This window comes from Yoonia tamlensis (assembly GCF_900115105.1).
Taxonomy (GTDB): Bacteria; Pseudomonadota; Alphaproteobacteria; order Rhodobacterales; family Rhodobacteraceae; genus Yoonia; species Yoonia tamlensis.
The window spans coordinates 957,648-974,499 of record NZ_FOYP01000001.1 but is presented as its reverse complement, the minus strand read 5'-3'; the positions used below and the strand labels follow the sequence as shown (position 1 = coordinate 974,499).

The window sequence follows — 16,852 nt, the reverse complement described above, 5'->3', positions numbered from 1 at the left end:
AAATTGCAGCATTTTTAGGCAATTTAGAAGCCGCTCACGTTTACGTGAGCGGAATTCCACACAGAAAATTCGGGGCGCCGTGCGAAAATCCGCACAGGTTTGCGCTAACGGAAAAAGAATCTATGCAGGCCGGTAATCTTCGGCGCGCAGCCCGTGTTTGGTAAGCTTGTCATAAAAGGTTTTGCGCGGCAGTTTCAGGTCTTTGGCAACATCGGTCACCCGCCCGCTGTGCCGCTGTAACGCCGCAATCAAAAGCGAACGTTCGACTTGGGCCATTTGTGCAGATAGCCCGCCTGCGACCTGGGCTTCATCATCATCAAGCCCGAGCGCAAAGCGCATCGCCGCATTCATCAGCGCCCGCGCATTGCCTGGCCAGTCTTGGGCCATAAGCCGCGCGGTCACATCGGCGGTTATGTCGCGCTTGGCCAGATTGGCTTGCTCGCAGGCCAGCGAAACATAATGTTCGAACAAGACGGGTATGTCTTCGGGGCGTTCGCGCAGTGACGCGATCCGCACCCGCATCAGATCAAGCCGGTAAAACAGCTCTGCGTTAAACTGCCCTGCGGCCATCGCATCGGACAGGTTGCGCGTGGTGCCTGCCAAGACCCGCGCGACCCCCCCCTCTTCGAGCCGGTCAAGCAAGGTCAGTTGCAAAGCGGGGTTCAATCCGGTGATTTCGTCCAGATACAATGTGCCCGCACCCGCCTCTGCAATCGCAGCGGCAAGCGCTTCGGCATCAAGTGAGGAGGCTGCGCGTTTCACAAACGGGCGCGAAGCTGCATCGGACAAAAGATGGATCACCTCGGCCATTTTGGGCGTGCCTGAACCCGGCTCACCCATGATCAACACTTCGGTGCCGGCGCGGGCAGCGGCACGGGCGGCGGCGCGCAATTCTTCGGAAATCTTTGATCGTCCCACCAGCATACGCGATGCGGCGTCACCGGCCTCAAGCTCTGTTTTCAGCCGCCGGTTTTCCAGCACCAGCCGCCGCGCCATCTGCGCCCGTAAAACGACGGCAACAAAATCCTGCGGCGCACAAGGTTTTTCCAAAAAATCATAAGCCCCCGCCGACATGGCGCGCACCGCCATGGGAATATCCGCCTCTCCGGTCAAAAGAATAACAGGCAGTTCGGGGTCGGCTTCGCGCACGTAGTCCAGCAGATGGAACCCGTCACGCCCCGGCATCCGGATATCGGACACAATCACCCCGTCAAAACTGCGGGTCATATGGTCTTTGGCCTCAACGAAAGACCCTGCAAGGGTCGGCTCGAGATCCGCCAGTTCAAGCGTCTGGCCCAAAGCCTCGCGGATATCGCGGTCGTCATCGACAAGTAGGACACGTTTGGTCATGCGGGTTCCTTTTGGCTTACGCTATCCAGTTCCACAGTAAACACGGCGCCCCCTTGCGGGTCGTTGCGGCCCCTGATCATCCCGCCAAAGCTTTGCACCAGCCCATAAGAAATGGACAGCCCCAACCCCATACCTTCGGCGGCACCCACGGCTTTGGTGGTGTAAAAGGGGTCAAAAATCTTTTCGGGCTCCGTAATTCCCGGTCCGGTGTCATGCACGGATACGGATGTGCGCGCGCCTTGGGGTGTCACGGCAATTGTGATCCTTTTCAAAGTACTGTCTTCCATCGCGTCCATCCCGTTGGACACAAGGTTCAAAATCACCTGTTGCAGCCGGACTTCACCACCGCGCACCATCAGCGGGCTGGCGGGGCGGTCCCAGATCAGGCTTATGCCGTCCTGACTTGCGCGTGGGCCGACAATTTCCAGAACCGCATCGACCACGGCAACAATATCAACATCCTTGGGTGGCTCTACCTCTTGGCGGGCAAAGGCGCGCAGGTTGCTGATGATCCGCCCCATGCGTCGGGCCAGTTCCGAAATACGGCCCAGATTTTGCGCCGCCACATCCGTTTTGCCACGCGCCAGAAAACCTTGGGCGTTTTCCGCGAATGACCGGATGGCGGTTAATGGCTGGTTCAACTCATGGCTGATCCCCGCCGACATCTGCCCGAGCGCGGCAAGCTTTCCAGCCTGAACAAGATCGTCCTGGGCCTTTTGCAAACGCGCCTCTGCTGCGGTACGCTCGGCGATTTCATTGCGCAAATCCGCGTTGACCGCGCGCAATTCAGCCGTGCGGACGCGCACCCGCCGTTCAAGCCGCACATTCAACGCCGCCAATGTCCGCCGCCGCAGCGTCGCAAAAAACAAGAGCAAGCCAAAAGCCAGACATACGGTCGCCACCACCGCTGCCTGCAAAGCCGCAAGCTGGCGTGCGGGTGCGACATCAACCAGAACCTCGCCCGTCATACCGATCACAGGCAAATCAAGCGCAACATGCAGTGCATGTTTGGGCAGATAGCGACCCCCATCAACCTGCCAGACCTCTATTTCGCCAATCGCTTGGGCACGGTAATCCACAAAAGGGGAAACATCCGGATAGCGCCCGCGCTGTTCGGGCATTGCGCCGCGCGCGCGAAAAACCAGTTCGGACCGGTTCGACAAAAAGACTACCCCTTGATCATCGCTAAAAAACAATGCCGGACGTGCGCCCCGCCAGACAGATTCAACCGCGTCTGCATCGGCATAGATCAACAGGACCCCCACCACCGGCCCTGCATCCGAAAATACAGGGGCCGCAAAGGTAAATGTGCGGCGCGCATAGGCAGGGCTATAGGCAAAACTGAACCCGACAGCCCCGTCCATCGCCCTTTCAAAATGCGCGGTGCCACGGTGCCCGCCAAACGGCGCACCCTGCGTTGCCATCAATCCGCTACCGGACGCGCTAATCAGCAAGATATCCAGCGCCCCTGTCTTGTCCGCGATTTCCTGAATGACATCCTGCACATCCATGGCCCGTGCATCGCCTGCCACAACCGCGCGCACCTGCGGGTGATCCGCAGTCAGCACTGCCAATTCGCGAAACCGGCGCAATTCTCCGGTCAGACTGTCAGAGGCAAGCGCAAGGTCGGCGCGCGCGCGCTGTTCAAGCGGCCCAAGCGCCGCGCCGTAACCATACCACCAAACGGCACCGGCAAATCCTGTCACAGCCACCAAAAAGGCAGTAATCATGATAAACTGTGCGCGCCGAAAAACTCTCATGGGGTGCAACTTAGCCAGAGCCTCTTGCAAAGGCCAGACGGGCACGGCAAAGCTTGCCTATGCAACACTATTCCCAGTCGCCAACCGACCCCGCCTTTGTCCAGAACCCCTACCCGTTTTATGACCAAACCCGCGCTGGCGGTGATTTCTTTTGGTGGGACGACTATAAGATGATCTGCGCCGTGTCCCACAGCGCCGTGCACGCGGTTTTACGCAATCGCAAAATGGGGCGCGAATGTCCGGCAGAGCTGGCACCGGATATCCCACCCGCCTTACAGCCGTTTTACGATGTCGAAGCCCATTCCATGCTGGAACTTGAAGGCGAAAAACACAAACGCCTGCGTGCGCTTGTCTTGCGCGCCTTTACCAGCCGCACGATTGCGGCGCTGGCCCCCGATATGCGCCAATTGTGCCATGATCTGATTGATCAATTCCCCGATGAACCCTTTGATTTGCTGACCGCCTATGCGCAGCCCGTGCCGGTGGTGGTGATCGCGCGCTTGCTTGGTGTCCCCGAGGATCGCGCCGATGATCTGTTGCGCTGGTCCAATGCGATGGTGGCCATGTATCAGGCCCGCCGCACGCCTGAAATTGAGGCCGCAGCCATTGCTGCCACCAATGATTTCACCGCCTTTATGCGCGGCTATATCGCGCAGCGGCGCGCCAGCCCGACCGATGATCTGATTTCCACACTGATCGCCGCCGAAGAGGACGGCGCGAAACTGTCAGAAGAAGAATTAATCACGACCTGCATCCTGCTGCTCAACGCCGGACACGAAGCCACCGTGCACACGCTTGGCAATGGCGTCAAAACCCTGCTTGAACGAAATATACGTGACATTTCAGAATCTTGCGTCGAAGAAATCATCCGCTACGACCCGCCGCTGCATATGTTTACGCGCTGGGTCTATGAGGATGTGACAATTGGCGATCAGGCATTCAAACGCGGCGATCAGATCGCTTGCCTGCTCGGGGCTGCAAACCGTGATCCTGCGGCTTATGACGACCCCAACAGGTTTGATCCGGCCCGCAAGGGGCCGCAAAACACCAGCTTTGGCGGCGGTATCCATTTTTGTGTCGGCGCACCGCTGGCGCGGCTGGAATTGCGCATCGCACTAGAGGTGCTTTTTGAACGCTGCCCCGATCTTCGCCTGACCGGCAAACCGCAATACGGGGATGTGTTCCATTTTCACGGCCTGGAGCGGCTCTTGGTCCAACGCGGCATCTGAAAGATTGAACGCGCGCGGATTTTCGCGTAGTGCGGCGGCATAAATTAACGATTTGTTAGGTTTATAATGCTGCAACGCTGGCTATTTCTGACTGCCATTGCGCTTTGCGTGCCTTCAAATGTGGTTGCGGGTGACAAGGACGGGACCGGTGCCAGCGGGTTTTACTGGGATTGGGGATCGTTCACACGCGATTGCGGCGGTGACTGTGCGCTATCCATTCTGGGCGGACGACAAACCACGGTTGCCATGTCTCCGGCCTTTGGCATTGCGGATTTTACCCAAGGCGAATTCGGCTTTGTGCCTGCCATTCCGTTTCGCGACTGGCCCTGGACCGACAGCCGGATGATCGCTGCGACCTATTCGCGGCGCATCGCGTCATTCGGGCACGCGCGCGTGGGCGAGGTGATCTCGATCAAAGCCGAAGTCGGCATCGGCCAACGTACCGGCAGCCAGACCGAGACCGAAATCTGGGGCGCAGGTTATATCTACTGGCATCTTTTTCCTTGGAACCGTTGGGTGGACACCAGCGTGGGCATTTCGACAGGGCTCAACTGGGCGACAGGCATTTCCGACTTCGAAGTGCACCGCAGTGGCAATGACGAAGGATCGCAGTTGCTGCATTACCTTTCGCCCGAAATCACGTTGTCGCTGCCACAATACCCAGACATCGAAGTGGTCGCGCGCTTTCACCACCGCTCTGGCGGCAGCGATATGTTTGGCCCCAACAGCATTTTCAACAATACCGGCGGCGGTTCGCAATATGTGCTGATCGGCACGCGTTTTTGGTTCTGAAATACCGGTTGGGCTGACAATTTCTTGAAAAGAAATTGGCCCAAACCCTTACCAAGGGTTTGGCCACCCTGCCGCTAAAGTGGCAGGGCCACTGTTGATTTAATTTCCTCCATCGACAAGAGCGCGGTCACGTTATGTACCTTCACCTCTGAAATCAGCGCCTGATAGAAAATATCATAGGCGCGCGCATTCTTTACCCGCACCTTGAGGATATAATCGATATCGCCTGCCAGACGGTGCGCCTCTTGCACCTCGGGGCGCGATTTAAGCGCCTTGAGGAACCGCCCCTGCCAGTCCGCGTCATGCTCTGACGTCCGGATCAGCACGAAAAAACAGGCCTCGAAACCCAATGCTTCGGCGTCCAGGACAACGGTCTGGTGCCCGATGATTCCGGCCTCGCGCATCTTGCGAATGCGATTCCAGACAGGGGTCTTGGAGGACCCCACATTTTTGGCAATTTCGTCCAGAGACTGCGCCGCATCGGCCTGCAATGCCGCTAAAATTTTCCGATCTGTCGCATCTATCCGTACCGGCATTCTTATTTCTCCGCATTCAGAGGACGGGCGGTCCAAATTCACAGGCAACCGGAACAAGTTTCCTTAACTGCCCTTTGGGGGGCGTAAATAGCAGAACAATATTCTATATTAAACCCAAGAAATCAGAGGTTCGCTATGCAGCACTTTCCTATCTTCCTTGCCGTTGCCGGCCAAACCATTGTCCTTTCGGGCGGTGGTGATGCGGCTATGGCAAAGCTGCGCCTGCTGTTCAAGACCGAAGCCAAACTGGTCGTGTTCACCGCAAATGCAGCCCCCGAAATTATCCGCTGGGCAGCCACTGGCAAGCTGGCACTGGTCACCCGCGCAATGCAGGCAGGCGATACTGCAGGCGCTGCGCTGTTTTATGCCGCAAACGAAGACGATATTGAAGACGCCCGCGTTGCCGCGATTGCCAAAGCAGACGGCGCGTTGGTCAATATCGTTGATAACCTTGCCGACAGCCAGTTCATCACCCCCGCCATTGTCGACCGCGACCCAGTCACTATCGCCATCGGCACCGAAGGTGCTGCCCCTGTGCTGGCCCGCGCAATCAAGGCCGATATCGAAGCCCGCCTGCCCCGCGCATTGGGTACGCTTGCGCGCATCGGCAAGACCTTCCGCCATGCGGTTGATGTGCTGCCCTTAGGCCGCAAACGCCGCGATTTCTGGGCTGCGTTCTATTTTGGTGTCGGCCCCAAGGCATTGGACGCAAACGGCGAAGCAGGTGTTATTTCCACATTGGAAACCTTGCTTGACCGCCAGATCATGGCGACAAATACGCGCGGCCATGTTGACCTTGTTGGCGCAGGTCCGGGTGATCCGGAACTTTTGACGCTCAAGGCGCGCAATGCGCTTGATAAGGCCGATGTTGTGATCCACGACCGTCTGGTCGCGTCCGAAATTCTGGAACTTGCCCGCCGCGAAGCGATCATCGTTGATGCCGGCAAAGAGGGTTTTGGCCCCGCGATGGCGCAAGCCGATATTGACGCGCTGATCGTCGCGCATGCGCAAAACGGACACCATGTTGTGCGCCTTAAGGCAGGTGATCCAACCGTGTTTGGCCGTCTGGACGAAGAAATCGCCGCGCTTGAATCCGCTGAAATCAGCTACCGCATTATTCCGGGCATCACGGCCGCCTCTGCCGCTGTGGCAAGTATCGGCCAAAGCCTGACAAAACGCGGCCGCAATTCTGCGGTGCGCCTGATCACGGGCCATGACACCAAAGGCTATGCCGATCATGATTGGGCCGCGCTGGCTGCGCCTGGCGAAGTTGCTGCCATCTATATGGGCAAGAAATCCGCCCGCTTTATCCAAGGTCGCCTGCTGATGCACGGCGCTGCCCCCGCAACGCCCGTAACAATCATCGAAAACGCCAGCCGCGCGGATCAACGCATCATCGCGACCACTTTGGCTGCGCTGGAACCTACAATGACAAACGCCGCATTAACCGGCCCCGCCATCACGTTTTACGGCCTCGCTCCGCGCGACGCTGTCGCCCACGCTTCGCGCCTCAAGGAGTTCGCATAATGCCCCGCAATTTTACCCCCAAAGTCATCACAGCCAATGCGCTGATCGCAGGTGATGCCGTTTGGTTCACCGCTGACAACACCTGGAGCCCGCGCATCAGCGAGGCCGAGCTGATCACAGATGAGGCCCACGCCGATCTGCGTCTGCTCGAGGCCCAAGCCCATCAGCATGAAATTGCAGGCGCCTATCTGGCAGACGCCAAAGAGGGCGCCAACGGCCCCGAACCCACCCATTTTCGCGAGGCATTCCGCACGCGCGGTCCTTCAAACTATGCCCACGGCAAACAGGTAGAGCTTTAATCATGTATGCATATAACGACTTTGACGAAGCATTTGTCCGCACGCGCGTTGCGCAATTCCGTGGTCAGGTAGAACGCCGTATTGACGGGTCGCTAACCGAAGACGAATTCAAGCCGCTGCGCCTGATGAACGGTCTGTACCTGCAATTGCACGCCTATATGCTGCGCGTGGCTGTGCCTTACGGTACGCTGAACCCCGCGCAAATGCGCCAGCTCGCCTATATCGCCGACCGCTGGGACAAGGGTTACGGCCATTTCACCACCCGCCAGAATATCCAGTACAACTGGCCAAAGCTGGACGATGTGCCCGATATGCTTGAGGCTTTGGCAGATGTTGAAATGCACGCGCTGCAGACATCCGGCAACACGATCCGCAACGTGACAGCCGACCATTTCGCCGGTGCATCCGCCGATGAAATCGAAGACCCGCGCCCCGTTGCCGAATTGCTGCGCCAATGGTCCACTGACCACCCTGAATTTCAGTTCCTGCCGCGCAAGTTCAAGATCGCCGTGAGCGGTGCCAAACACGACCGCGCCGTGACCAAGGCACATGATATTGGCGTGCGTATGGTCCACAATGACGCGGGCGAAGCGGGCTATGAGATCATTGTAGGTGGTGGTCTTGGCCGCACACCGATGGTGGGCAAAGTGCTGCGCGCGTTCTTGCCGCGTGAAGAATTGCTGGCCTATTGCGAGGCCATCGTCAGCGTATACAACCTGCTGGGGCGTCGCGACAATAAATATAAGGCCCGCATCAAGATCACGGTCCATGAAAACGGCCTTGAAAAGATGCAAGAACTGGTCGAAGCGCGCTTTGCCGAGATCCGCAAAGGCTTTACCGGTTTTGATCAAGAACTGCTTCAGCAGATTGAACGCGCATTTGCGGCCCCTGCCTTTGTCAGCAAATCAACTGCAAGCTTTGAGGCCGCGCGGCTTGCCAATCCGGCGTTCCGGTCTTGGGCCGATACAAATCTGGCAGCGCATAAGGCGCCTGGTTATGCGATTGTGTCGATCAGTATCAAAAAGCACGGACAAACACCGGGCGATGCAACGTCAGACCAGATGCGCGTGATGGCTGATCTGGCCGAAAAATACGGACACAGCGAATTGCGCATCAGCCACGAGCAAAACGTGATCCTGCCACATGTGCATCAGGCCGATCTGCCCGCCGTCTATGCCGCGCTGCGCGCGGCTGATCTGGCCACCGCGAATATTGGTCTGGTCAGCGATATCATCGCCTGCCCTGGCATGGATTATTGCGCGCTGGCGACTGCACGGTCGATCCCTGTCGCGCAAGAAATCGCAACCCGTTTTGACGAACTGAAAATCGAACATGAAATCGGCGAGCTGAAAATCAAGATCTCGGGCTGCATCAACGCCTGTGGCCACCACCATGTAGGCCATATCGGGATTTTGGGGCTGGACCGTGCTGGCGTGGAAAACTACCAGATCACGCTGGGCGGCGACGGTACGGAAACCACCACGATTGGTACCCGCGCTGGCCCCGGCTTTAGCGCCGATGACATCGTGCCTGCGATTGAACGTCTTGTAACCGGCTATCTGGACCTGCGCCAAGATGCGGGTGAAACCTTTCTGCAAGCCTACCGCCGCCTAGGGATGGAGCCGTTCAAGGCCATCCTTTACCCAGCCGAGGATAAAGCAAATGCCGCTTAACGAATTCGCCGAGCGCCGGAATTTGCTGCACCGCGATAGCGATGCGCAAACCGTGCTGCGTCATGCGTTGGACGATATACAACTGGGCAAGGTCGCGATGGTTTCCTCGTTCGGGGCAGAAAGCGTCGTGCTGTTGCACATGATTTCGCAAATCAATCCGGCCACGCCGGTGATCTTTCTGGACACGGAAATGCTGTTTCCGGAAACGCTGCAATATCAGAAAGATGTCGCCAAAAAATTGGGGCTGACAGATGTGCGCGTCGTGACACCTTCACGCGCGGCCGTGCTGGCCGAGGACGTGGACGGGTTGCTGCATCAGGCGGATACAGATGCCTGCTGTGATCTGCGCAAGACGCGACCACTGGCCGCGGCGCTCAAGGATTTTGATGGCTGGATTACCGGACGCAAGCGTTACCAGAATGGCCAGCGCGCCGCCTTGCCGCTGTTCGAAAAGGACGGCGACAAGATCAAGGTGAACCCGCTTGCAAACTGGGGGCCTGCGGATCTCAAAGCCTATATCGAAAAGCACAATCTGCCGCGTCACCCGCTGGTCGCGCAAGGGTATCCATCCATTGGCTGCATGCCCTGCACCAGCCGCGTCAACGCAGGCGAAGATCCACGCGCAGGCCGCTGGCGCAACAGCGAAAAAGAAGAATGTGGTATCCACTTTGAAAACGGAAAAATGGTTCGCAGAGGACAAGCAGCATGAGCGTGATAGTTACTGACAACGGGTTTCGCAGCGATGACTGGACTGCTGGTTTCATCGCGCGTGATGACGCGCCGGCCAATGGCGTCTATTGCGTCGATATTGCCTCTGACACTGCGCCGGACAGTCTGGCCCAGCTTGTCGATGCACCTATGATCCGCATTGATTTCCCGTCTTTTGCGGACGGGCGCGGGTTTACATTGGCGGCCATGTTGCGCCGCACCGGTTTCAAAGGCCGCCTGCGTGCCAAGGGGCATGTGATTGCCGACCAATATGCGATGGCGCGCCGGTCCGGCTTTGACGAGGTGGAAATCGACGACGCGCTCGCCGCACGCCAACCCGAGGACCAATGGCTTTTCCGCGCGGATTGGCAAAACCACAACTATCAGGCCCGCATGCGCGGTTAATCCCCTTTCCCTGATCCATATCAACGACTACACCGGAGGGCGGCCCGATAAGGGTCGCCAATATTCATTATGACCGAGCAAAGACCATTGACCGAAACGACAGCCAAAGCGGTGCCCGTCCTACCGGATGCGCAAACCGTGACCGAAGTAAAACACTATACCGATAGCCTGTTTTCATTCCGCACCACCCGCCCCGCATCACTGCGGTTCCGGTCTGGTGAATTTGTGATGATCGGCTTGATGGGCGATCCTGACCCAAAGACTGGCAAGCAGCGCCCACTGTTGCGCGCCTATTCGATTGCCTCCCCGTCTTGGGACGAGGAAATGGAATTCTATTCGATCAAAGTGGCCAACGGCCCGCTGACATCAAAACTCCAGCACATCAAGGTTGGCGATCAGGTAATCCTCAAGCCCAAGCCTGTCGGCACATTGGTGCATGACGCGGTTCTGCCCGGCAAACGCATGTATTTCTTTGCCACCGGCACCGGCTTTGCGCCCTTCGCCAGCCTGCTGCGTGAACCGCAGACCTATGAAGATTACGACGAAATCATCATGACCCATACCTGCCGCGAAGTCGCAGAGCTGACCTATGGTCGCGATTTGATCGAAGGCCTGAAATCAGACGAGTTGCTGAACGAGGTCATCGGCGAAGGTTTCTGGAAAAAGATCAAATACTACCCGACCACCACCCGCGAAGAGAGCCCCAAGATGGGCCGCATCACCACATTGATCGAAAACGGTGAACTATTTGCGGACCTCGGCGTGCCTGCGCTGGACCCAGCGACCGATCGCGCGATGGTCTGTGGATCACTGGCGTTCAACCTTGATATCAAGGCGCTTCTTGAAAAGGCGGGCCTGAACGAAGGTGCCAATTCAGAGCCGGGTGAATTTGTGATCGAAAAGGCCTTTGTCGGCTAGGCTGTTCACAGCACATGAAAAAAGGGCCGCGTCATCACCGACGCGGCCCTTTTTATTTGTGACACGGGGCGGGGCTTACATGCCCAACATACCCTTAAGCTGTTCAAGCGCGGCTTCGAGAAGCTCCGGATTTTCTTTTGCAGCTTCCAATGCAGTGGTGATGGTGGTTTTCTGGATTACAGACAGATCAGACCCTTCAACCAGTTCCATAACCTTGTCGGCATCAAAGCCGTCAGTTGTCAAAAGATCTGCAACTGTTGTTTCTTCTGCAGTTTCGGCGGCAGCGGCTTCGGCTTCTGCGGCGGCAGCAGCTTCAGCTTCTGCGGCGGCAGCAGCCTCGGCTTCAGCGGCAGCAGCGGCTTCGGCTTCTGTGGCAGCAGCGGCTTCGGCTTCAGCGGCAGCAGCGGCTTCGGCTTCAGCGGCAGCAGCGGCTTCGGCTTCTGTGGCAGCAGCGGCTTCTGCTTCGGCGGCAGCAGCGGCTTCGGCTTCTGCGGCAGCAGCGGCTTCGGCTTCTGCGGCAGCAGCAGCTTCGGCTTCAGCGGCAGCAGCAGCTTCGGCTTCAGCGGCAGCAGCGGCTTCGGCTTCTGCGGCAGCAGCAGCTTCGGCTTCAGCGGCAGCAGCAGCTTCGGCTTCAGCGGCAGCAGCGGCTTCGGCTTCTGCGGCAGCAGTAGCTTCGGCTTCAGCAGCAGCAGCTTCGGCAGCGGCGGTTGCGCCGGTCAGAACACCAATCGCGGCACTTGGGCCACGCCCGTTCGCTGCATATTGATAGCCAAAAAAGCCAAGCACGGCCACGATGACCAAGATTGCGATTGCTCTCATTCTATTATCCTTTCAGATCAAATTGACGAACCAAGCGGCTCTTAACGACGATATGTCAGAAGGCGCACTTAAGGTGAAGCAAAAACAAGCAGATTATCTATGCGGGCGACATGGTTTTGCGGGTTGAAGACCGCCGCGTCACAGTTTACTTTGCGTATCACCTATACGGAACAATTAAAGGATAAAGACCATAGCACGCAGACCGCATAATGCCCCTCCTCAACGTGAAACGGGGCCACGGATCAACGACCGCATTCGCGCAAGCGAAATCCGCCTTATCGGGGCGGAGGGCGAAAACGTGGGCGTTGTTACCCCACAGCGCGCCATGGCAATGGCAGAGGAAGCCGGGCTTGACCTGGTAGAAATTTCGCCAAATGCGACGCCGCCGGTTTGCAAGATCATGGACTATGGCAAATTCAAATACGAGACCCAGAAAAAAGAAGCTGAGGCCCGTAAGAAGCAAAAGATCATCGAAATCAAGGAAATCAAATTCCGTCCCAACACGGATAACAATGATTACGATGTGAAAATGCGCAACGTGTTCAAGTTCCTTGAAAACGGCGACAAAGTAAAAATCACACTGCGTTTCCGTGGCCGCGAAATGGCGCACCAGGAATTGGGGCGCAAGCTGCTTGAACGTGTTGCCGAAGACACCAAAGAGACAGGCCGCGTTGAAAACTTTCCGAAAATGGAAGGTCGTCAAATGGTGATGCTGATCGGACCACTGCCCAAGTAAGCAGAAAACTTGCGCCAGAATTACGCGCGTCCTGTCAGGGCGCGCGTTTTGCTTTGGTTAACCCGCTGCGATCACGGCGCGTTTTGTCAGCGTCGCGACAAGCCCTGCGCGGTACGCGGGGCTTGCGTGCATATCATCGATCATGCCCGCAGCGGAAACAGTCAACCCCGCCAAAGCATCCGGTGAAAATGCGTCAGCCAGCGCGGCCTCGGCTTCACGCCAGCGAAACACGCCTTCTTCGGATGCGCCGGTCACAGCAACGCGCACGTCTTGCGCAAACCGCGCCACAAACACACCGACAAGCGCGAACCGCGATGCCGGCTGCACAAACTTTTCATAGTGCGCTGCAAGCGGGACCGGAAAACGCAGGCCGGTAATCAGTTCGCCCTGCCCGAGCGCGGTTTCGAACATACCGCAGAAATAATCGTCCGCCGCAATCCTGCGCAAATTGGTGACAATCGTCGCCCCCGAAGCCAAAACCGCAGCAGGATAGCACGCGGACGGATCATTATTTGCGATTGATCCGCCAACGGTTCCGCGATTGCGCACGGCCGGATCCCCGATATGTGCAGCCAGATCCGCCAGCGCCGGATAGCTGCCTGTCTGTTTCGACAAATCCGCATGGGTCACACCCGCCCCGACCAGAAGCTGCCCGTTCGCAACCTCAATCTCTTGTAATTCCGCAATCCGCGAAAGCGAAACAAGCACCTGCGGCATGGCAAGCCGCGCCTTGAGCGTCGGGATAAGCGTCTGACCACCTGCCAATGGCTGCGCCTCTTCATCCCCGAGCGCGGCAACAGCATCATCAACACTCAAAGGTTTTTTGATTTCAAAAGGATACATCGTGCCCCCTATTGCCCCGCAATCAGGTTAACATCTTGGCCAGAGGCCGCGAAAACGGCTTTGACGATGTTCTGATAGCCTGTGCAGCGGCAAAAATTTCCCTCAAGATAGGTGCGTATCTGGGATTCGGTCGGTTTTGGCACCTCGTGCAAAAGCGCGGCTGCCGCCATCACCATCCCTGGTGTGCAAAAGCCGCATTGTAGCCCGTGATGGGTCTGGAACGCCTGCTGGATTGCGTTCAAAGTGCCGTCCGGCGCGGCCTGTCCTTCGATTGTTGCAACTTGTGCATCCGCGGCTTCGACAGCAAACATCGCGCAAGATTTCACCAGCTGCCCGTCCACATGCACCACGCAAGCCCCGCATTGCGATGTATCGCAGCCAACATGGGTGCCCGTCAGACCCAGATTGTTGCGCAGGAACTCAACCAGCAACAGCTGGTCGGCAACATCATCTGTCACCTTGTCACCGTTCACGATCATCGAAATCTGTGTCATCTGCGCCTCTGCGGGAATGGTCTTGCATGTTAACCATGCGCGCCACTGTTTGAGAACCCAAAACTTGCGGGATATCAGGTCTGCTTGCGCAAGACCTGCGTGATTTGCGCCATGATACTTATGGCAATCTCGGCGGGGTGGCGCCCCCCCAGATCAAGCCCGACAGGCCCGTGAATCCTGTCAATTTCAGCGCCCGTGAACCCGCCTTGCGCCAGCCGAGCGACACGTTTTGCATGGGTGCGTTTTGATCCAAGCGCGCCGATATAAAAGACATCGCTTTGCAAGGCTGCAATCAAAGCCGGATCATCAATTTTGGGATCATGCGACAGGGTCACAACGGCAGTGCGCCTGTCAAGATGAAGCCCGCGCAAGGCGGCATCCGGCCATTCATCCAGCAAGGTTGTTGCGGGAAAACGTGCGGCGCTGGCAAACGCGCTGCGCGGATCAATCACAATCGGTGAATAACCGCAGTCGCGCGCCAAGCCGACCAAATACTGCGCAATATGCACCGCGCCAATAATCACCATGCGCAGCGGGGCGTTGTGAATTGCGATAAACCGGCGGCCGTCTTGTTCGACACCCGATTGGTCGCGCCTGAAGCGCTCTGCAAACTCCGGCGGGCCGAACAGGGCAGGCCCGCCCGTTTCAAGGTCGGTCACATAGGCGACAGGTTCGGCGCGGTCGCGCAATCTGACAAGCTGGTCCAACAGCGCGATCGGGATTGCGGTGCCAACAGGTTCGATCAGAACCCTGATTTCACCGCCACAGGCCAGCCCCACGGCAAAGGCATCATCGTCGCTGACCCCGAAGGTCAGAACGCGCGGTTTGCCGTCGGCGATTGCATCGATGCTTTCGACGATCACCGCACCTTCGACACAGCCCCCCGAGACCGACCCTTCGATCGCCCCCGCCGCATCAACCACCATCTGGCTGCCGACTGGGCGCGGCGCGGAGCCCCATGTTTGAACAACCGTCACCAACGCAACCCCGCGCCCGGCACGGTGCCAATCGCGGGCAATTTTTGGCTGGTCGGTTTTCATTATTATCTTTCGCCACGGATCATGGGGTTTTTACGATCAAACAGGGGTTTGCTGTCTTGCGCAACCTTGATTGGCGGGGCCGGTATTGCGCCAAAGAATCACCAGAAAAAAATTTCTCCCGTAATTGCCGAATAAGCTACCCGAAATTCTCTTATAGGTTGCCATTATTTACGCTCGTCAAATTTTTTTCTTTACCGCGCAAATAAATTTGAACGCAGTCAAACCCGACTGCCCGTCAATGCAGTCATTCCAAAAATACGTTGTTTCACAAATTGATAGCGCGTACTCGCGATTTTGCTGCGCTAGTGGTCAACAGCACACGGGGGTCGCGTTGCGACCGCATGTCGCAAAACTACAAGTATATATCAGCGCGCGGTCGAATTATGCAGGGCGGGCTACGCAAAATTGCCATATTGTATAGCGAGTATAAAAGACCGCGACCCGTTGTTTGGGCCGCGCAGTGTCACGATGGACGCCCAGTTCGGGCAAAGGAACTGACTATGGACGACAAACAGCTCGTGTTTGAGACAAATTTGACCAAGGCAAGCAAGAATGCCTGGCTCGCCCAAATCGACGAAATCTGCGACGAATTCGGATTCTTTGAACAGCTTGGCAAAAGCCATTGCGCCGGTTTTCTGGAGGCAGGTAATAACCTGCTGGTAACGTTCGAAAATATCCAGGACGTGCGCGACAATAATGCGTTGGCCGAACCGCGCGGATTTGCCTATGTGCGCCATGAAGGTTGGTCACATCTGGCAATTCTTTCTTATGAAGAAAGCTGGTTTCGTGACGATGCGGTGATCGATTTCTTTGACCGCATGTCCGATGACGCGTTTTTTGAGGATTTCGAAAACATTGTGTTTTATGGCGCTGGCGGCGGTGGCTATGCGGCGACGGCCTATTCTGTTGCAGCCCCCGGCGCGACAGTGCTTGCCTTGCGCCCGCAAGCAACGCTCGAGGTGGCGCATACGGGCTGGGACACAAGATACCGCAAATACCGGCGGCAGGATTTCACCGGTCGCTACGGCTATGCGCCTGATATGATTGATGGCGCTCGCGATGTGTTTATTGCGTTTGATCCATATAGACGGCTTGATGCCGGCCATGCGGCGCTGTTTCGCAAACCACATGTGACGCTTGTGCGCTGCCCGTTGCTGGGCGCTGAACTGGATCAGACGTTTGACCGGCTGGGCATCAGCGATATCATGCTCAAGCTGGCCATGTCGGGCGATCTGGATGCAAAACGTTTTGCCCAGCTTTTGCGGGCGCGGCGTTATGATGACAAATACGCGATGTGTTTGATTTCGCGGATGCTCAAGATCGGGCGTCCACGCACGGCACAAATGCTTTGCGCCTACAAGCAAACGCGCAGCACGAACCCTTTTTATTCAAGGACTCTTGCCGCGTTTGCGTTAAAGAAATCCGCTTAGCGGCCGTAAACGTCACGGAAGACGTAGCGGATAATATCGTCGCGGCGCAGGCCCATCGCGGCCAGTTCGCTGTCGCTTAGTGCTTCGAGCCGGCGGACTTCGGGGCTGCGGTCTTGGGCGTCCATGATGCGGATCATCGCAGCAACAAAACCGGTGCCGATTCTGGACAGAAGGCCAGGCTGGGATTGGGCGTCGGCGGCAGTATCAGTAAAGAAGGCCATGTTGTTTTCCTATTGGGTGCGTTTCCTATGCACCCAATATACGTCACATTTCCTGACCTAAAACTGCCAATG

Annotated in this window: 18 protein-coding genes; 10 read left to right on the top strand and 8 right to left on the bottom strand. The window is 57.3% G+C overall.

The features are described from left to right. Window positions 1-120 precede the first annotated feature (120 nt). Together BM320_RS05115 and BM320_RS05110 are read right to left on the bottom strand one after the other, a co-directional pair. Window positions 121-1,350 carry a sigma-54-dependent transcriptional regulator gene (locus BM320_RS05115; protein ID WP_090197263.1) on the bottom strand — a complete coding sequence of 410 codons (1,230 nt, stop codon included), beginning with the start codon at window positions 1,348-1,350 and terminating at the stop codon, window positions 121-123. Next, window positions 1,347-3,110 carry a sensor histidine kinase gene (locus tag BM320_RS05110; protein ID WP_090197260.1) on the bottom strand — a complete coding sequence of 588 codons (1,764 nt, stop codon included), beginning with the start codon at window positions 3,108-3,110 and terminating at the stop codon, window positions 1,347-1,349. The genes BM320_RS05115 and BM320_RS05110 overlap by 4 nt, the downstream gene beginning before the upstream one ends. Before the next feature lie 59 nt (window positions 3,111-3,169). Between BM320_RS05110 and BM320_RS05105 the strand changes: the two genes are divergently transcribed. Both BM320_RS05105 and BM320_RS05100 read left to right on the top strand, forming a co-directional pair. Further along, window positions 3,170-4,339 (top strand): cytochrome P450, encoded by a 1,170-nt coding sequence (locus BM320_RS05105; RefSeq protein WP_090197257.1) that lies wholly within the window; start codon window positions 3,170-3,172, stop codon window positions 4,337-4,339. A gap of 66 nt (window positions 4,340-4,405) precedes the next feature. Next, window positions 4,406-5,131, top strand: a complete 726-nt coding sequence (locus BM320_RS05100) for a hypothetical protein (protein WP_090197255.1) — start codon at window positions 4,406-4,408, stop codon at window positions 5,129-5,131. 74 nt (window positions 5,132-5,205) lie between these two features. Here the strand turns inward: BM320_RS05100 and BM320_RS05095 are convergent, their stop codons facing one another. Next, complete coding sequence (locus tag BM320_RS05095; protein ID WP_090197252.1) at window positions 5,206-5,667, bottom strand: Lrp/AsnC family transcriptional regulator; 462 nt, start codon at window positions 5,665-5,667, stop codon at window positions 5,206-5,208. A 135-nt stretch (window positions 5,668-5,802) separates the two neighbouring features. Here BM320_RS05095 and cysG point away from each other — a divergent pair, with 135 nt between their 5' ends. From cysG to BM320_RS05065, 6 genes are all read left to right on the top strand, one after another. Next, the gene (cysG, locus tag BM320_RS05090; protein WP_090197251.1) at window positions 5,803-7,194 is read left to right on the top strand and encodes a siroheme synthase CysG; all 1,392 of its coding nucleotides are present in this window, start codon (window positions 5,803-5,805) and stop codon (window positions 7,192-7,194) included. Then, window positions 7,194-7,493 carry a DUF2849 domain-containing protein gene (locus BM320_RS05085; RefSeq protein ID WP_090197248.1) on the top strand — a complete coding sequence of 100 codons (300 nt, stop codon included), beginning with the start codon at window positions 7,194-7,196 and terminating at the stop codon, window positions 7,491-7,493. Before cysG ends, BM320_RS05085 begins: the two co-directional genes overlap by 1 nt. Before the next feature lie 2 nt (window positions 7,494-7,495). Then, window positions 7,496-9,166 carry a nitrite/sulfite reductase gene (locus BM320_RS05080; protein ID WP_090197245.1) on the top strand — a complete coding sequence of 557 codons (1,671 nt, stop codon included), beginning with the start codon at window positions 7,496-7,498 and terminating at the stop codon, window positions 9,164-9,166. Beyond that, the gene (locus BM320_RS05075; protein ID WP_090197243.1) at window positions 9,156-9,875 is read left to right on the top strand and encodes a phosphoadenylyl-sulfate reductase; all 720 of its coding nucleotides are present in this window, start codon (window positions 9,156-9,158) and stop codon (window positions 9,873-9,875) included. The genes BM320_RS05080 and BM320_RS05075 overlap by 11 nt, the downstream gene beginning before the upstream one ends. Beyond that, a complete protein-coding gene (locus BM320_RS05070) occupies window positions 9,872-10,279 on the top strand; it encodes a DUF934 domain-containing protein (protein ID WP_090197241.1) in 408 nt (135 codons plus the stop codon). The genes BM320_RS05075 and BM320_RS05070 overlap by 4 nt, the downstream gene beginning before the upstream one ends. Before the next feature lie 69 nt (window positions 10,280-10,348). Next, window positions 10,349-11,197 carry a ferredoxin--NADP reductase gene (locus tag BM320_RS05065; RefSeq protein WP_090197238.1) on the top strand — a complete coding sequence of 283 codons (849 nt, stop codon included), beginning with the start codon at window positions 10,349-10,351 and terminating at the stop codon, window positions 11,195-11,197. Between the two features lie 75 nt (window positions 11,198-11,272). Here the strand turns inward: BM320_RS05065 and BM320_RS05060 are convergent, their stop codons facing one another. Continuing rightward, window positions 11,273-12,016, bottom strand: coding sequence for a hypothetical protein (locus tag BM320_RS05060; RefSeq protein ID WP_090197235.1), 744 nt, complete (start codon window positions 12,014-12,016; stop codon window positions 11,273-11,275). Window positions 12,017-12,197: 181 nt separating this feature from the next. Here BM320_RS05060 and infC point away from each other — a divergent pair, with 181 nt between their 5' ends. After that, window positions 12,198-12,752, top strand: coding sequence for a translation initiation factor IF-3 (gene infC / locus BM320_RS05055; RefSeq protein WP_311135501.1), 555 nt, complete (start codon window positions 12,198-12,200; stop codon window positions 12,750-12,752). Between the two features lie 57 nt (window positions 12,753-12,809). Here infC and BM320_RS05050 read toward each other — a convergent pair whose 3' ends face one another. The 3 genes from BM320_RS05050 to BM320_RS05040 form a co-directional block, all read right to left on the bottom strand. Continuing rightward, entirely contained in the window at window positions 12,810-13,595 is a 786-nt protein-coding gene (locus BM320_RS05050) for an FAD binding domain-containing protein (protein ID WP_090197230.1), read from the bottom strand. Window positions 13,596-13,603: 8 nt separating this feature from the next. Continuing rightward, window positions 13,604-14,089, bottom strand: coding sequence for a (2Fe-2S)-binding protein (locus tag BM320_RS05045; RefSeq protein WP_090197228.1), 486 nt, complete (start codon window positions 14,087-14,089; stop codon window positions 13,604-13,606). 74 nt (window positions 14,090-14,163) lie between these two features. Continuing rightward, on the bottom strand, window positions 14,164-15,129 hold the full coding sequence (locus BM320_RS05040) for an XdhC family protein (RefSeq protein ID WP_090197226.1): 966 nt from the start codon (window positions 15,127-15,129) through the stop codon (window positions 14,164-14,166). Window positions 15,130-15,629: 500 nt separating this feature from the next. Between BM320_RS05040 and BM320_RS05035 the strand changes: the two genes are divergently transcribed. Further along, on the top strand, window positions 15,630-16,559 hold the full coding sequence (locus BM320_RS05035; RefSeq protein ID WP_090197223.1) for a hypothetical protein: 930 nt from the start codon (window positions 15,630-15,632) through the stop codon (window positions 16,557-16,559). Here BM320_RS05035 and BM320_RS05030 read toward each other — a convergent pair. Next, on the bottom strand, window positions 16,556-16,780 hold the full coding sequence (locus tag BM320_RS05030; RefSeq protein ID WP_090197220.1) for a hypothetical protein: 225 nt from the start codon (window positions 16,778-16,780) through the stop codon (window positions 16,556-16,558). The genes BM320_RS05035 and BM320_RS05030 overlap by 4 nt on opposite strands. Between the last annotated feature and the right edge of the window lie 72 nt (window positions 16,781-16,852).

Excerpts from the sequence above, each read along its gene's own strand:
- BM320_RS05115 (WP_090197263.1), bottom strand. The coding sequence starts at position 1,350 with ATGACCAAACGTGTCCTACTTGTCGATGACGACCGCGATATCCGCGAG.
- BM320_RS05110 (WP_090197260.1), bottom strand. The coding sequence starts at position 3,110 with ATGAGAGTTTTTCGGCGCGCACAGTTTATCATGATTACTGCCTTTTTG.
- BM320_RS05105 (WP_090197257.1), top strand. The coding sequence starts at position 3,170 with ATGCAACACTATTCCCAGTCGCCAACCGACCCCGCCTTTGTCCAGAAC.
- BM320_RS05100 (WP_090197255.1), top strand. The coding sequence starts at position 4,406 with ATGCTGCAACGCTGGCTATTTCTGACTGCCATTGCGCTTTGCGTGCCT.
- BM320_RS05095 (WP_090197252.1), bottom strand. The coding sequence starts at position 5,667 with ATGCCGGTACGGATAGATGCGACAGATCGGAAAATTTTAGCGGCATTG.
- cysG (WP_090197251.1), top strand. The coding sequence starts at position 5,803 with ATGCAGCACTTTCCTATCTTCCTTGCCGTTGCCGGCCAAACCATTGTC.
- BM320_RS05085 (WP_090197248.1), top strand. The coding sequence starts at position 7,194 with ATGCCCCGCAATTTTACCCCCAAAGTCATCACAGCCAATGCGCTGATC.
- BM320_RS05080 (WP_090197245.1), top strand. The coding sequence starts at position 7,496 with ATGTATGCATATAACGACTTTGACGAAGCATTTGTCCGCACGCGCGTT.
- BM320_RS05075 (WP_090197243.1), top strand. The coding sequence starts at position 9,156 with ATGCCGCTTAACGAATTCGCCGAGCGCCGGAATTTGCTGCACCGCGAT.
- BM320_RS05070 (WP_090197241.1), top strand. The coding sequence starts at position 9,872 with ATGAGCGTGATAGTTACTGACAACGGGTTTCGCAGCGATGACTGGACT.
- BM320_RS05065 (WP_090197238.1), top strand. The coding sequence starts at position 10,349 with ATGACCGAGCAAAGACCATTGACCGAAACGACAGCCAAAGCGGTGCCC.
- BM320_RS05060 (WP_090197235.1), bottom strand. The coding sequence starts at position 12,016 with ATGAGAGCAATCGCAATCTTGGTCATCGTGGCCGTGCTTGGCTTTTTT.
- BM320_RS05050 (WP_090197230.1), bottom strand. The coding sequence starts at position 13,595 with ATGTATCCTTTTGAAATCAAAAAACCTTTGAGTGTTGATGATGCTGTT.
- BM320_RS05045 (WP_090197228.1), bottom strand. The coding sequence starts at position 14,089 with ATGACACAGATTTCGATGATCGTGAACGGTGACAAGGTGACAGATGAT.
- BM320_RS05040 (WP_090197226.1), bottom strand. The coding sequence starts at position 15,129 with ATGAAAACCGACCAGCCAAAAATTGCCCGCGATTGGCACCGTGCCGGG.
- BM320_RS05035 (WP_090197223.1), top strand. The coding sequence starts at position 15,630 with ATGGACGACAAACAGCTCGTGTTTGAGACAAATTTGACCAAGGCAAGC.
- BM320_RS05030 (WP_090197220.1), bottom strand. The coding sequence starts at position 16,780 with ATGGCCTTCTTTACTGATACTGCCGCCGACGCCCAATCCCAGCCTGGC.